The 14568-nt window shown below is 66.9% G+C and carries 10 protein-coding genes; 5 read left to right on the top strand and 5 right to left on the bottom strand.

The features are described from left to right. The 3 genes from B3547_RS08625 to B3547_RS08635 form a co-directional block, all read right to left on the bottom strand. Window positions 1-428 (bottom strand): HAS-barrel domain-containing protein (locus B3547_RS08625; protein ID WP_414690522.1); only part of this gene is annotated, 428 nt, incomplete at its 3' end. A 31-nt stretch (window positions 429-459) separates the two neighbouring features. Then, complete coding sequence (locus tag B3547_RS08630) at window positions 460-1014, bottom strand: F0F1 ATP synthase subunit delta (protein WP_292962139.1); 555 nt, start codon at window positions 1012-1014, stop codon at window positions 460-462. 194 nt (window positions 1015-1208) lie between these two features. Then, complete coding sequence (locus tag B3547_RS08635; protein ID WP_292962143.1) at window positions 1209-2771, bottom strand: S1C family serine protease; 1563 nt, start codon at window positions 2769-2771, stop codon at window positions 1209-1211. A gap of 80 nt (window positions 2772-2851) precedes the next feature. Here B3547_RS08635 and B3547_RS08640 point away from each other — a divergent pair, with 80 nt between their 5' ends. After that, on the top strand, window positions 2852-3928 hold the full coding sequence (locus B3547_RS08640; protein WP_292962146.1) for a bifunctional transcriptional activator/DNA repair enzyme AdaA: 1077 nt from the start codon (window positions 2852-2854) through the stop codon (window positions 3926-3928). Window positions 3929-3985: 57 nt separating this feature from the next. Here B3547_RS08640 and B3547_RS08645 read toward each other — a convergent pair whose 3' ends face one another. After that, window positions 3986-5539 carry a hypothetical protein gene (locus B3547_RS08645; protein WP_292962149.1) on the bottom strand — a complete coding sequence of 518 codons (1554 nt, stop codon included), beginning with the start codon at window positions 5537-5539 and terminating at the stop codon, window positions 3986-3988. 89 nt (window positions 5540-5628) lie between these two features. After that, window positions 5629-7797 carry a primosomal protein N' gene (locus B3547_RS08650; protein ID WP_292962151.1) on the bottom strand — a complete coding sequence of 723 codons (2169 nt, stop codon included), beginning with the start codon at window positions 7795-7797 and terminating at the stop codon, window positions 5629-5631. Between the two features lie 126 nt (window positions 7798-7923). Here B3547_RS08650 and fsa point away from each other — a divergent pair, with 126 nt between their 5' ends. The 4 genes from fsa to B3547_RS08670 all read left to right on the top strand — a co-directional run bounded on the left by fsa (window position 7924) and on the right by B3547_RS08670 (window position 14566). Further along, window positions 7924-8577: a fructose-6-phosphate aldolase gene (gene fsa, locus B3547_RS08655; RefSeq protein ID WP_124807997.1), complete on the top strand. Its 654-nt coding sequence runs from the start codon at window positions 7924-7926 to the stop codon at window positions 8575-8577. A gap of 64 nt (window positions 8578-8641) precedes the next feature. Further along, window positions 8642-10459, top strand: coding sequence for a cobaltochelatase subunit CobT (cobT, locus tag B3547_RS08660; RefSeq protein ID WP_292962155.1), 1818 nt, complete (start codon window positions 8642-8644; stop codon window positions 10457-10459). Between the two features lie 37 nt (window positions 10460-10496). Next, entirely contained in the window at window positions 10497-11195 is a 699-nt protein-coding gene (locus B3547_RS08665) for a nitroreductase (RefSeq protein ID WP_414690523.1), read from the top strand. 194 nt (window positions 11196-11389) lie between these two features. Then, window positions 11390-14566: a CHAT domain-containing protein gene (locus B3547_RS08670; RefSeq protein WP_292962160.1), complete on the top strand. Its 3177-nt coding sequence runs from the start codon at window positions 11390-11392 to the stop codon at window positions 14564-14566. Window positions 14567-14568: the final 2 nt, after the last annotated feature.

A 14568-nucleotide genomic window follows, 5' to 3' on the forward strand; every position in this document is an offset into this window, starting at 1 on the left:
TGCACCGACTTGCGCGGGATGATGCCCGGCGCCTTGACTTCCACGCGCTGGCGGCTGGCGGCCTCGATCGGGCCCTTGCCGTCGATCGGGTTGCCCAGCGCGTCGACGACGCGGCCCAGCAGGCCCTTGCCCACGGGCACGTCCACGATCGTGCCGGTGCGCTTGACGGTATCGCCTTCCTTGATCTCGGCATCCGAGCCGAAGATCACGACGCCGACGTTGTCGGCTTCGAGGTTGAGCGCCATGCCCTTCACGCCGTTGGTGAATTCCACCATTTCACCGGCCTGGACCTTGTCCAGCCCGTGAATGCGGGCGATGCCGTCACCCACGGACAGCACGGAGCCGACTTCCGAGACCTGGGCCTCGGTGCCGAAGCTGGCGATCTGGTCTTTGATGACCTTCGAGATTTCAGCGGCGCGGATTTCCATGTTCAGCCTTTCGTAGAACCTGTGGGGCTTTTCAGCCCTTCATCGCCTGGGCGAGAGAATTGAGACGGGTGCGGATGGAGCTGTCGATCATCGTGCTGCCGATGCGCACGACAAGACCGCCCAGAATTTCGGGATCGACGCAGGCCTTTACCTTCACGTCGCGCCCTTCGCGTTCCTTCAGCTTGGCCGAAAGGTCGGCAAGCTGCGCGGCGTCGAGCGGGTGCGCCGTGGTCACTTCGGCCGTCACCTCGCCGCGCGCGGCAGCGGCGATCGCCGAGAAGGCGCGCACCACGTCGGGCAGGGCGGACAGGCGTCGGTTGCCGGCCAGCACGCCCAGAAAGTTCTTCGTCAGCGGCGCCAGACCCAGCAGGCTGGCGATTCCCTCGACGACCTTGCCGGCGGCTTCGCGGCTGACTTGCGGGTTGCGGATCAGCGCGGCCAGATCAGCCGATTCGCGGATCGCGGCAGACAGCTTTTCGAGATCGCCTTCCACGGTGGAAACGGCGTCCTGCTCGCGCGCCAGATCATAGAGCGCCGATGCGTAACGCCCTTGCAGACTGGCCGTAATGCCGCTGGAAACTTCCACGCGCTCAGGTCCCCCTTCATTCGGATAAGCCGATTGGGCCACGCACACGCTTTAACACGTGGTAGCCCGCAGACGGGGCGCGCCTAGCAACGTAACCGTCGTATTACAAGATGCGAGTTTCGCGCCTTCGACCTAGGTCGCGCAATCGTATTCGTTACGGATCGTATCGCGCCGGCCGGCTTTGAAACGGACTCTCAGGGCTGTGGCTGGCAGTTATAGCGCATCCGCTCGTTCGGTTCGGCCGGAAGCAGCGCCTTGATCGCCTGCTGCGCCTCGCCAAAGCGGCGCGCGGCGTCGGTCGGGGCGCCGCACGCCGGAGCCGCGATCTTCTTTCGCTCGGCGCGGGCCTTGTTCATGTCATCAAGGCTCATCAGGAACCGCTCGACGATGTAGGTCCGCGTCGCCGGGTCGTAACGGTTGACCGAAATCGTCTCCTCGCTGTCCGGAACGAGGATTCGCGTCCAGCCGTCCTGGGCCAGCCCATATTGCGCCCGGCCGTTGACGCAGCCGTCCGCGCTCCATGCCAGCGGCACGTCGGTGATGTCCGAAACGGTGACGCGGCTGCGCTGGGTGTCGATCACGCAGACCAGGCGCCCGGTGCCGTCGGTTGCCCCGCCCGATGGCGTGGCGCCGGGGGTCGGGCTGGCGGTGGCGAGGGTGTCCTCCGCGCGTGTCTCGATCGATTCGAGCGAGGGGCGCACCAGCCAGGTCACGATCGCGGCCAGCAGCAGCACGCCCCCGGCGCCGCCCGCGATCCGGACGTTGCGTGCCTCGTTGCGCTGGGCGAACAGCAAGGCACTGCCGCCGGCCAGCAGCGCCGCCACCAGCAGCAAGGCCGCCAGCGCCATGCCGTTGTCGCGTTCCGAAAGAACCGCGATTTCCGCATCGCGACGCGCTTTTTCCAGCGCTTTCGCCTTGGTGGCGCTCTTCGCTTCGGCATCGGCGGCCTGGCGGGCCTGATCGCTGGCGGCGCGTTCGCTTTCGGCGCGGTCGAGGTCGGCGATCGAGGTGCAGGGGAGCCCGCTGACGTGGGCTTCCACCTTGGCCTGCCTGAGAAATGCGGCCAGTTCGCGCATCGAAATGGCGAAATAGAACGCCGAATCGGTACTGTTGTCGCTGACGGTGCCGAAACTGTTCACGCCCAGCACGCGCCCGCACGAATCGAACAGCGGTCCGCCCGAATTGCCCGCGCCGATGGGGGCTGTGTGCAACAGCGTGTCGAACGATTTGGACGTGCGCCCGGCCGAAACGTAACCGCGTGCTTTCACGGGGGCCTGCGGCGTCACCAGATCGGCCATCGACAGGCCCTGCGCCAGATCGACGTTGCCCGGATAGCCGACCGCATAGACTTCGGCGCTGTCCGCCGGAGCGCCCGAAAACAGGGTGACCGGCGAAAGCGCGGCCTTGCCGTCGATTTTCAGCAGCGCCAGATCGTTGCGTGGCGAATAGGCGACAAGGCGTGCCTGATAGCCGCTGCGCCCTTCGGCGGGCACCACACCCACGATCAGCGAATCGTCCTGGCGCAGCTGCTCGACGACATGCGCGTTGGTCACCACCAGATCGGGCGCGACGACAAAGCCGCTGCCGTGCGTGATGAGCTGGGCGTCGCTGCCATCGTTCTGGATGATGACCACGCGGACCACGCTCCGGCTCGCCGCCGCGATGTCGGCGGGATCGGCCAGCGCGGGCGCCGGAATGGCGATAAAAGCAAGGAGCAGAAGGGCGATGACGCGGGCGGTGCGGCGGATGCTCGGCATAGCCGAGCGTTCTCGCGCCGTTTTGCTTTGACCGCAAGTTTCGGGAAGCGGCTGCCATGCGATGGCGATAGAAGGGGGCCATGACATCGCCCGAAGCCCTGATCGACAGCACGCCTTACGGGGCCGCCGGAAGCGGCTCTGGCATCGATTTCGACTGGGCCTATGGCGCGTTCGAGCGGCGGGACCGCAGCCTGGACGGGCGGTTCGTTGGCGCGGTGCTGACTACCGGTATCTACTGCAAGCCGAGCTGCCCGGCGCGGCGTCCCCGGCGCGAGAACGTGGTGTTCTATCCCGATGGCCAGGCGGCGCGGGCAGCGGGCTTCCGGGCCTGCCGGCGCTGCCTGCCCGACGAGGTCGGCCGCGATCGCATCGCGGTCGAACGGGCGGTAGCGCTGTTGCAGGAGGAAAACGCGCCCAGGCTTGAGGAACTGGCGGCGCTGGTCGGCTATGCGCCGCACCACTTCCAGCGGCTGTTCAAGCGGGAGACCGGACTTTCACCCGCCCGCTATGCGCGCGAAAGGCGGGCCGAACGGGCGAGGCAGGCGTTGGAGACGGCGGGCAACGTCACCGAGGCGGTCTATGCGGCGGGCTATTCCGCGCCCAGCCGCTTCTATGAGGAAACCGGAAAGGAATTGGGGATGACTCCATCGGCCTGGCGCAACGGCGGCGCGAACGTCGAGATTCACTGGGACATCGCGGAGACGAGCCTTGCGCCCATGCTGCTGGCGGCAACCGCGCGGGGAATCTGCCGGCTTTCGTTCAACGAGGACGAGGCTGATCTGCGCGCCCGCTTTCCCCATGCCACGCTGGTGCGCGGCGGCGAATACGTGGCGGCCCTGCGCGAAGCGGCCATCGTCGCCTGCGACAATCCGGCGGAAATGCCGGACCTGCCGCTCGATGTGGATGGCACTGCGTTCCAGCAGGCGGTGTGGCGCGAACTGCGCCGCATTCCGCCGGGTGAAACCCGCAGCTATGCCGAAGTCGCCGCGGCCGTAGGCAAGCCCTCTGCCGTGCGCGCGGCCGGGTCCGCCAACGGCGCGAACAACGTCGCCGTGCTGATCCCGTGCCACCGGGTGATTCGTTCGGACGGCACGCTGGGGGGCTACGCCTATGGCCTCGACATCAAGCGCGCGCTGCTGGAACGCGAAAGCGCTTGATTCCGGGCGGGAAAGCAGCAGTCCGGCCCGGCAAGGAAGCGGATGATGGCCGCTATTTCAATGCGCTGCGTTGACCGAGGCCTTGCCGTCCTTCTTCTCCTGATCCCGGTGCTTCTGCATTTCCCGCAACGATAGGAGCACGGAGATCCCCGCCTGGGCGTTGTGCGGGTCGAAAGCGATGGGCCGGACCACCGCCAGCGCGTTGGTGAAATCGTCATGCCGGGCAAGATCAAAGGCATAGGCGACGCGGATATCCGTCACGTCGGGCGCAAGCTGGAATGCACGAGCCAGCGCGTCCCGAGCATTCTGCGGAGGTGCCTCGCGGCGCAACCCGAAATTCCTGTACCATTGATACAGCACGAGCGGATCGTTGGGATTGCCCGCGTTCGCCCGGCGCAACAGCGTGCCGACTTCCTTCCAGCGCGCGGGATCGTTATTGCCGATGAAGTGCAGATGTTCGGCCTGCGCCTCGGCCTTGTAGAGCAGAGCGCGAACATGCGCTGGATCGAGCGCGAGCACACGATCCAGTGCGTCGGCGGCGCGTTGCCGCAGAGCCGCCTTGGCACTGCTGTCCGAAGCTTCGCTCGCGGTAACGGTGGCGGCGCGGGCGAATTCGAACCAAGCCGACGCGGAAGTGGGGTTGGCCTGCGCGATCAGGGCCAGTGGTTCGACCGCCGAAGCGGCATCGTCGCCGGCCCGGCGCATGAGGCGATAGGGGATGAGCTGCGCTTCCACCGCGTCCAGTTGCTCGATGGCCGGTTCGGGGGCGTCCGAAGCGGGCATATCGAACCTGTAATAGGTCAGCCGTCCCGACCGGTACTTGTCGAGATCCTTGTCCAGCTGGGCCAGATCGCCAAACGCCTGCTGCGCGGCCTCGGGGAGCGCCGTTCCGGTGTTGAGCAGGTTCAGGTAGGCATCCATCTGGCCCTTACGATTCGTGCCGACCACCAGCATGTGGGTCAGCAGCCACGACCGGCCATAGCGGAAGTCCAACTGTTCAGCGTTGCCGCTGAACGACGATTCGCCCAGAATCGACGTGATCGGCACCGGTGTGCTCATGAACAGTCCGTAGGCGCGGTACTTCGGCGGGCGGCCGATTTCGTATCCGCCCTTGGCCGGAAACTCCACGGTCGCCAGCAGTTCGGCAAAGCCTTCGGTGAACCACGCGGGATAGGCGCTGACGAAGTTATGCAGCATGAAATAGTGCGTGTATTCGTGGAAAAGCGTGGAGTCCCGGTCCAGATCCAGTTCGTTGCTGGCGCCTTCCCGGTTGGAGAGGATGATGCTGCCCTCGGTGTCCGGCTTGTAGAAACCCGCGGTGGTCTTGGAGCCTCCCATCAGCTTGGCGACGTTTTCCTGCGAGCGCAGGATGTATATGTCGATCGGCGGGGTATCGGGGTCGAATATCGCCTTGTAGCGATCGTTGAGAACCGTTTCGAACTTCTGCGCCTTTTGCGCGAGCATCCGCAGCGCCTTGGGATCGCCGTCGCTGTACATCACGAAATGCGCGGTGCGGGCGCGATACCAGGCCGCCGCGTGCGCCGGCGTTGCTCCCACCAGCAGCAGCGCGGCGGTCGCCAGCGCTGTAACCCCCGCGATCCTGCCGCGCATCTGCCTTGCCCCCTCGCTTGGCCCCCTGACCAAGACCGCGGCGAGTTTCACAAGGTTTCAGAGGTTTGCAACCGGCTTTTCGATCGGATTTAGACGAAACTGTAGGGGTCGATATCAACGGCCACCCGCACCCCTTGCGGGAAGCGCAACGGGTCCAGCCAGGCACGGATCACGCGCTGGAGTTCGGTGGAGCGGCGCGCGTTGACAAGCAGGCGGTAGCGATAGCGACCGCGCAGCAGCGAAAGCGGAGCCGGGGCGGGGCCAAGGATCATCACGTCGGGCAGTTCCGGACGGGTGCCGCCGATCGCGCGCGCCGCCTCGCGCGCTTCGGCCTCGTCCTCGCTCGAGACGATGATCGCCGCCCAGCGCCCGAACGGGGGCGCGCCGGCGTCGCGGCGCGCTTCGGTCTCGGCGGCGTAGAAAGCGTCGCGGTCGCCGCTGGCCAGTGCCTCGATCACGGGCGCCTCGGGATGGCGGGTCTGGATCAGGACTTCGCCCGGCTTCTCGCCGCGCCCGGCCCGCCCGGCAACTTGCGCGATCTGCTGATAGGTGCGCTCCGCCGCGCGCAGATCACCGCCCTCCAGGCCCATGTCGGCATCGATCACCCCAACCAGCGTCAGGTCGGGGAAGTGATAGCCCTTGGTCACGAGCTGCGTGCCGACGATCACGTCGATCGCCTTGTTCGATGCCTGCTCCACGAATTCGGCGGCCTTGGCAGGACTTGTCAACGTGTCTGAAGTTACCAGTGCAACCCGCGCCTTGGGAAGGATTTCCGCCACCTCGTCGGCGATGCGTTCCACGCCCGGCCCGCAGGCGACAAGGCAGTCCGGCTCGCCGCATTCGGGGCATTTGTCGGGCGTCGGCACTTCGTGTCCGCAGTGGTGGCAGGCCAGCCGGCGCGACAGGCGGTGCTCTACCAGCCAGGCGGAACAGTTCGGGCACTGGAAGCGATAGCCGCAGTTGCGGCACAGCGTCAGCGGGGCGTAGCCGCGCCGGTTGAGGAACAGCAGCGACTGTTCGCCCTTTTCCAGCCGGTCCTTCAGCGCTTCCACCAGCGCAGGCGCAAGCCAGTGGCCGCGCGGCGGCTGCTGTTCGCGCAGATCGACCACTGCGATATCGGGCAGCGACGCTCCGCCGAATCGATCGGGCAGCACCACCCGCTCGTAGCGGCCGGCTTCGGCCATCTGCAGGCTTTCGAGCGCGGGGGTGGCGCTGGCGAGGATCACCGGCACGCGTTCGAACCGGGCGCGCATCACCGCCACGTCGCGCGCGTTGTAGCGCACGCCATCGTCCTGCTTGAACGAGATTTCGTGCGCCTCGTCGACGACGATCAGGCCAAGTCGCGCGAAGGGCAGGAACAGCGCGGAGCGCGCGCCCACCACAACGCGCGCGTCACTCCCCGCGATGGCGCGCCAGGCGCGGCGGCGCTCGGAGGACTTGAGCGAGGAATGCCAGGTCACCGGCGCGGCGCCGAAGCGCGCCTCGAAGCGCTTGAGGAAACTTTCGGTCAGCGCGATCTCGGGCAGCAGCACCAGGACTTGCTGTCGCTTCCCGATCGCGCGGGCGATGGCTTCGAAATAGGTTTCGGTCTTGCCCGAACCGGTCACGCCATCGAGCAGAAACGGACGGAAGGCATGCTCTTCCACCGCCGCGACGAACTTGGCTGCCGCCTCGCGCTGCTGGTCCGAAAGATCCGGCACGGCATGGCGCGGATCGGGCGCGGGGTAGGGGCGGTCGCTGTCCACCAGCACGGGTTCGAGCAGGCCGGCATTGACCATCCCGCGCAGGACGCCGTCGGAAACGCCGGCGATCTCCGACAGTTCGCGGATCGTCGCCTGCTGGTCGATCAGCAGGTCCAGCGCCTGCGCGCGTTGCGGAGTGAGCCGTCCTGTCGGTTCCCGCCCGGTCAGGCGGTATTCGGTGACGGTGCCGCCGCCCCGCAGCGCCGCCGTGCTCGAGAGCGCCATGCGCGCAACCGAGGCGATCGGAGCGAGGTAATAGTCGGCGCACCATTCGATCAGCCGGCGGAGCGGCGCGGGCAGGGGCGGCACCGGCAGCACGGCGAGAAGCGGCCGCAGCTTCGAATCGGGAACCTCGGTGCCGGGCAGCCGCTCTGCCTCCCACACCACGCCGATGATCTGGCGCGGGCCAAGCGGCGCGACCACCACCGAGCCCGGCTCCACCGCCATGCCATCGGGCACGCGGTAGTCCAGCGGGCCGAGGGCGGCGTTGAAGACGAGGCAGCGGACGCGGTTCATGCGTGGATGGTTATATGGGGCGGATCGTGCACGGGCAAAGGGGCGCAGCCTCTGGCATGGGGATACACTTGCGCCCGCCACGCGCTATAGGCGTGAGGGAATCACTTTCCGGTCAGGACCACACCCATGAAGTTCTTCGTCGATACTGCCGATACCGCCGAAATCGCCGACCTCGCCGCCACCGGCCTGCTCGACGGCGTGACCACGAATCCTTCTTTGATTGCCAAATCCGGCAGGGATTTCATAGAGGTTACGAAGGAAATCTGCGGTCTTGTCGAAGGCCCGGTCTCGGCCGAAGTGGTCGCGCTCGATCACGAAGGCATGATGCGCGAGGCGGAAATCCTGCGGAAGATCGCCGACAACGTGTGCATCAAGGTGCCGCTGACGATCGACGGGTTGAAGACCTGCAAGAAGCTGACCGGCGATGGCACGATGGTCAACGTCACGCTGTGCTTCTCGGCCAACCAGGCCCTGCTTGCGGCCAAGGCCGGGGCGAGCTTCATCTCGCCCTTCGTCGGCCGGCATGACGATAACGGCTTCGACGGCATGGAACTGATCCGCGATATCCGCCTGATCTACGACAACTACGCCTTCGCCACCGAGATTCTCGTCGCCTCGATCCGCCATGGCGTGCATGTGCTGGAATCGGCCAAGATCGGCGCGGACGTGATCACCGCGCCGCCCGCGGTCATCAAGGGCCTGTTCAAGCACGTGCTGACCGACAAGGGCATCGAAGGCTTCCTTGCCGACTGGGCAAAGACCGGCCAGAAGATCGGCTGAACCGGGAAATGACGCCGCGCGCCTGCCGGGATGGGCGCGCGGCCACTGAAAGAACGCAAAGACCTTGGCCGAAGAAACGCCCCTCGATCAGTTCCGCTCCGTCCTTGCCGGCACCGCCCGCGTGGTGTCGGACGATCCGGAAGTGGACGTCGCGTGGACGGCGGATGCGCCCAGCCAGTCCGGCGCGCATTTCCGCCTGCCTATGCCGGGTCGATCGCTGCCCGCCGCGCAGGTGGCCGAGGCGCGGGGTTTCGCCGATGCCATGGCGTTGCGGCTGCGCCATCACGATCCCGTGCTCCATCAGCGCGGCGCGCCGAACGAGGCGGTGGCGCGGGCGTGCTACGACGCGGTCGAGCAGGTCCGGTATGAGGCGCTGGGGTCGGACGGCTATGCCGGGATGCGCGACAATCTGGACGCCGCGCTGGCCACGCGGATGGCGTCCGATCCCATCGCGCGCGCAGCCAAGCCCGATGATGTGCCCTTGCAGGCAGCGGTCGCGCTGTTGCTGCGCGAACGGCTGACCGGCCAGCCGATTCCCGCCAGCGCGCAGCTCGGTACCTCGATGGTGCGCAGCTGGATCGAACAGCGCGTGGGCGGCGACTTCGATGCGCTGGCCGCCGCGCTCGAAGACCAGAAAGCGTTCCAGCATCTCACGCTGGACATGCTCCAGCATCTCGAACTGACGCAGGCCGCCAATCCCGACCAGCCCGAAACCGAGGAGGACGAGGGCGAGGATCAGGAAAACGATCGCGAGGACGAGCAGGACAATTCGGAAAGCGACGCCGAAAGCCAGCCGGTCGAGGCGGCGGGCGAGACGACCGAGGGCGACGAGGAAACCGATACCGAGCAGGAAATCGAGAGCCCCGAGGACGCGGCCGACGCCGACATGGCCGACGAGGGCGATGAAGGCATGCTGCCGACGCGCCCGAACCGGCCGTGGACCGACCTGCCCGATGATTTCGACTACAAGGCCTTCACCACCGTCTACGACGAAGTGGTCTCCGCGACGGACCTGTGCGACGAGGAGGAGCTGACCCGCCTGCGCGCCTACCTCGACACCCAGCTCAAGGGGTTGCAGGGCGTCGTCACACGGCTTGCCAACCGGCTTCAGCGCCGGCTGATGGCCCAGCAGAACCGTTCGTGGGATTTCGACCAGGAAGAAGGCTTGCTCGATGCCGCGCGGCTGGCGCGCGTCGTGATCTCGCCGGGGCAGTCGCTGTCCTACAAGGTGGAGCGCGATGTCGAGTTCAAGGATACCGTCGTCACCCTGCTGATCGACAATTCCGGCTCGATGCGCGGGCGGCCGATCTCGATCGCGGCGATCAGCGCAGACATCATGGCGCGCACGCTGGAACGCTGCGGGGTGAAGACGGAGATTCTCGGCTTCACCACCCGCGCCTGGAAGGGCGGGCAATCGCGCGAGGCATGGCTGGCCGCCGGACGGCAGGCGAATCCCGGCCGTCTCAACGATTTGCGGCACATTGTTTACAAGAAGGCTGATGAACCGTGGCGGCGGGCGCGGCGCAATCTGGGCCTGATGATGCGCGAAGGGCTGCTCAAGGAAAACATCGACGGCGAAGCGCTGCTGTGGGCGCATGCCCGTCTGCTGGCACGGCCCGAGGACCGGCGCGTGCTGATGGTCATTTCGGACGGCGCGCCGGTCGACGATTCGACGCTTTCGGTGAACAGCGCGGGCTATCTCGAGCAGCATCTGCGCAAGGTGATCGACTGGATCGAAAAGCAGTCGCCGGTTCAACTCGTCGCCATCGGCATCGGCCATGACGTGACGCGCTATTATCGCCGCGCGGTGACCATCATGGATGCCGAACAGCTGGGCGGCACGATGGTCGAACAGCTGGCCGACCTGTTCGAGGACGATTGACGCGCTTGTTTTAATCGATCAGTTAAATGCGATGAGCATGCCATCACGCCCCGCTTCCGCGGCCAGCACCGTATCCGAAGCCGTCGCCACCCGCCGATCTGTCCGCCGGTTCCTGCCCGATCCGGTCGATCGGGCCGTGCTGGAGCGCGTGCTGGAAAAGGCGCAGCGCGCGCCGTCGGGCGGGAACGTGCAACCCTGGAACGCGCTGGTGCTGACAGGCGAGCCTCTGCAACGCCTGTTCGCGCATGTGGCGGCGGTGATCCCTCAAGGCCGTGCGGCCCATGCCCCGGAATACGATATCTATCCGCCGGAACTGTCCGGCCCCTACGAAGCGCGCCGTTTCGGCGTGGGCGAGGCGCTCTATGCCGCGCTGGGCATCGCGCGCGAGGACAAGCGCGGGCGGCTGACGCAGTTCATGGACAACTTCCGCGCGTTCGGCGCGCCGGTGCTGATGCTGATCCACACGCCGCGCACGATGGGGCCGCCGCAGTGGTCGGACATCGGCATGTGGTTGCAGACGGTGATGCTGCTGCTGCGCGAAGAAGGACTCGATTCGTGCGCGCAGGAGGCCTGGGCGGTCTATCAGCGGCAGATTCGCGAATGCGTGGCGATTCCGCAGGATCACATCTTCTTCTGCGGCCTTGCCATCGGGCATGGCGATGCCGATGCTGTCGTCAACCGGTTTCCGGTGCCGCGCGCGCCGCTCGCGGAAGTCCTGACCTTCGAGGGTTTCTGACGGACGCCGCGCCGGAACGTTCCGGTCCGTCGTGTTCATACAATCGCGCCGTCTTTATGCCCGCTACTACGCGAGGCTGTTGGCACCGGCTGGGAAATCCTTCTATGGTGTGCCAGCAAGCATAATTACAAAGCGGGGTCGCGCTTATCTGGCGTGGAGCGACGGCGGCAGCCGTCCGGCCATGGGGAGCGCATATGCGGTATCATTCGGCAGGAGCGGCGACTGGCGCCGCACGCGGAGTCAAGGCGGCGCTGAAGGCGCTGTTGCTGGGCGTGGCAGGTTGCGGCCTGTTTGCTGGCGGCACGGCCCAGGCACAGGGCGACTCCTTGTCGCTCAGGGACAGCTTCCCGCTGGGAAGCGGCGGCGGAAGCGCGCTGTGCCAGGTACAGTCACGCACCGGGGATAGCGCCAACGCCGGCGCGTTCGACCGGACGTGGGCGATCGTGTGCCGCGATTCGGCGCTGCCCGTCGGCTATGTCTTCGCGCTGCGGAACAATGCGGGCGATCCCGCTGTGCGGCTGGCGGAGCGGCGCCGCGCCTCGGTCGATTGCACGGGCGCCCTGCCGGCCGCGCCGGCTTCCTGGTCGCGCGAGGACTGCCGCTGGCGCTCGCCCGAACTCGGTTACGAAGTCTTGCGTGCCGATCGCGGCAAGGTGACCTATATCGTAGAAGGTTTCTCGGCGTATCACGGCGCGCTTTCGCTGGCGGTCCGGTCGATCATGGCGGACAAGGCGCTGGACGAACCGATCGAGGTCGCCACGACGTCGATCGACGATTCCGAAGCCTATGCCCGCATCCAGGCGCTCACGCTCGATCCCGCCACGGCCCTGGCCGAAGGCTATCGCCGGAACAATTCGGGCGACTATGCCGATGCTGCCGCCTATTTCGAAACGCTGGACCAGCGGCAGGCGTCGCAAGGCGATGTGCCGATCGATCGTGTCGAGTTCCTCGTGAACGCGGCGCTGCAACGCTCCAACCTTGGCCAGTTCGCCGAAGCGGAGGCGCTGTTCACGCGCGCTGACGCCATGCCGGCAGGCACCGCTGCGGTCGAGCGCCTGCGCCGCAATTATGAAGCGATCCACCTGCTCAACCGCGAGAAATACGCCGAAGCGCTCGACCGGCTGGGCGTGCCCTTGCGGACGATCGGAGCGACCGGCGCGGACGCATTGCGCGAGCGGATGGAACTGACGCCATCGGTGGCGCGACGGGTGAATTCCTCCGACAATTCCGCCAGTGCGATCGGCATGGTCGACGACCTCAAGCTGACCGAGGACGAACGCTCCCTGATTCTCGATGCGCAGGCTTTGCACCTGAAGGGATCGGCGCTGCGTCTGCTCGGGCGCAACGACGATGCACGGCAAGCGCTGCGGCAGGGGCTGGAGCGCGCCATCGCGATCCGCAATGGCCGTGTGGTCTCGATCGTGCGGATGCGTTCGCAGATGATGACCGAGCTGGCCGCGATCGACGAGAGCGAGGGCAAGCTCGCCTCGGCCGAGGCGTTGCTGCGCGGGGCGATGGACATCGTCGGCGTCCAGTACCCCGATACGCGCAGCCTGGCCGTCACGCAGGCCCGGCTCGCGTCCTTCCTTACGCGCCATGGCAAGCAGGACGAGGCGCTGAAGCTTTATCATGATGTCGTGGCCCGCTCGATCGAGCGGCGCAACGGCCTGTCCGGTCTCTCGCGCCAGATGTCGCCCTATCTCGACATGCTGGTCGCGCGCATGGGCACCGATCCGGCGGCGAGCGGTGATTTCCTCGCCGCGTCGCAGATCATTGTCCGCCCCGGCGTGGCCGAAACCCAGGCGGTGCTGTCGCGCGGGCTGTCGGCGGGCAGCGACGATGCCGCGCGGCTGTTCCGCCAGTCGGTCAGCCTTGGCCGCTCGATCGAACGCGCGCGGATGCAGTTCGCCGCGCTGCAGAGGCTGGAGGACGCCGCGTCCCGCAAGGACGAAATCGCGCAGGCGCAGCAGATGATCCAGGATCTGGAGGCGCAGGAGCAGACCACCGTCGTCCAGCTTGCCGCGTTCGCGCGCTATCGCGTGGTGTCTCAGCGCGCCATTCCCGAAGCCGAGCTCAAGGCGGGGCTGGCACCGGGTGAAGCCTATGTGAAGATGGCCGCGCTGGGGCCGGACGTGTTCGTGTACTTCGCCACCAAGGACAAGGCGGTCGCCTATCGCGTGCCGATGACCGGCGGCGAGATCCAGGCAGCGGTCGCGCGGATGCGCGATTCGATCTCCAAGTTCGATGGCCGCCAGTACGTGACCAATCCGTTCGACGTGAAGGACGCGCGCGGCGTCTATCGCGCGCTGTTCGATCCTGTCGCTGCCGACATGGCCTCGGTGCATCACCTGATCTTCGAGCCGGACGGGGCGCTGCTCAGTCTGCCGGCGAACCTGCTCATCACCGATGACGCCTCGCTCGCCGCCTATCAGAAGCAGGCGGACAATCCCGCAGGCGATCCGTTCGACATGCGCGGGGTGGCATGGCTTGGGCGTGACCGCATCGTGTCCACGTCGGTTTCGGCGCGGTCCTTCATGGAGTCGCGCAAACAGCCGCTGTCGAAGGCGCATTCGGCCTATCTCGGGCTGGGGCACAATGCCACGGTGTCCGGGGCAGGGGCGATCCAGGTGGCGCGGATGCGCGGCATGGAGGCGGAGATGGACCGCAGCGGCTGCGACTGGCCGCTGGCCGCGTGGAACCGGCCGATTTCGCAGGAGGAACTGGTCAGCGCACAGAAGGTGCTGCGCAACGAAGGCACCGATCTGATGATCGGCGCGGCGTTCTCCGACACCGCGATCAAGGCGCGGCGCGATCTGGCCGATTTCCGCATCCTGCACTTCGCCACGCACGGGCTGGTTACACCTCCGCGGGACGATTGCCCGACCCGGCCCGCGCTGCTCACGTCGTTCGGTCCGGCCGGCTCCGATGGCTTGCTCAGCTTTTCGGAGATCTTCGATCTCAAGCTCGATGCCGATCTGGTGATCCTGTCCGCTTGCGACACGGCCGGGCAGGCCGACATCAGCGTAACGCGTGAAACCGGCCTGGCGACCGGCGGCGGATCGGCGCTGGAAGGGCTGGTGCGCGCGTTCATCGGTGCCGGCGGACGCGCCGTGCTGGCCAGCCATTGGCCCGCCCCCGATGACTTCATGGCCACGACCCGCCTGATCGGCGGGCTGTTCGAGGCGGTGCCGGGCGAAAGCTCGGGCGAGGCGCTGCTGAAAGCGCAGCGCAAGCTGATGGACGATGTCGATACCTCGCACCCCTATTACTGGGCGGGCTTCGCGGTGATCGGCGATGCGGCGCGGCCATTGCTGCGCGATGCGGCGCCGGCGGGTGCCGGTTCCGGAACCGCCGCCGGAAGAGTCCGGTAAGC

Origin of the sequence: Novosphingobium sp. UBA1939 (assembly GCF_002336885.1) — a bacterium.
GTDB lineage: Bacteria > Pseudomonadota > Alphaproteobacteria > Sphingomonadales > Sphingomonadaceae > Novosphingobium.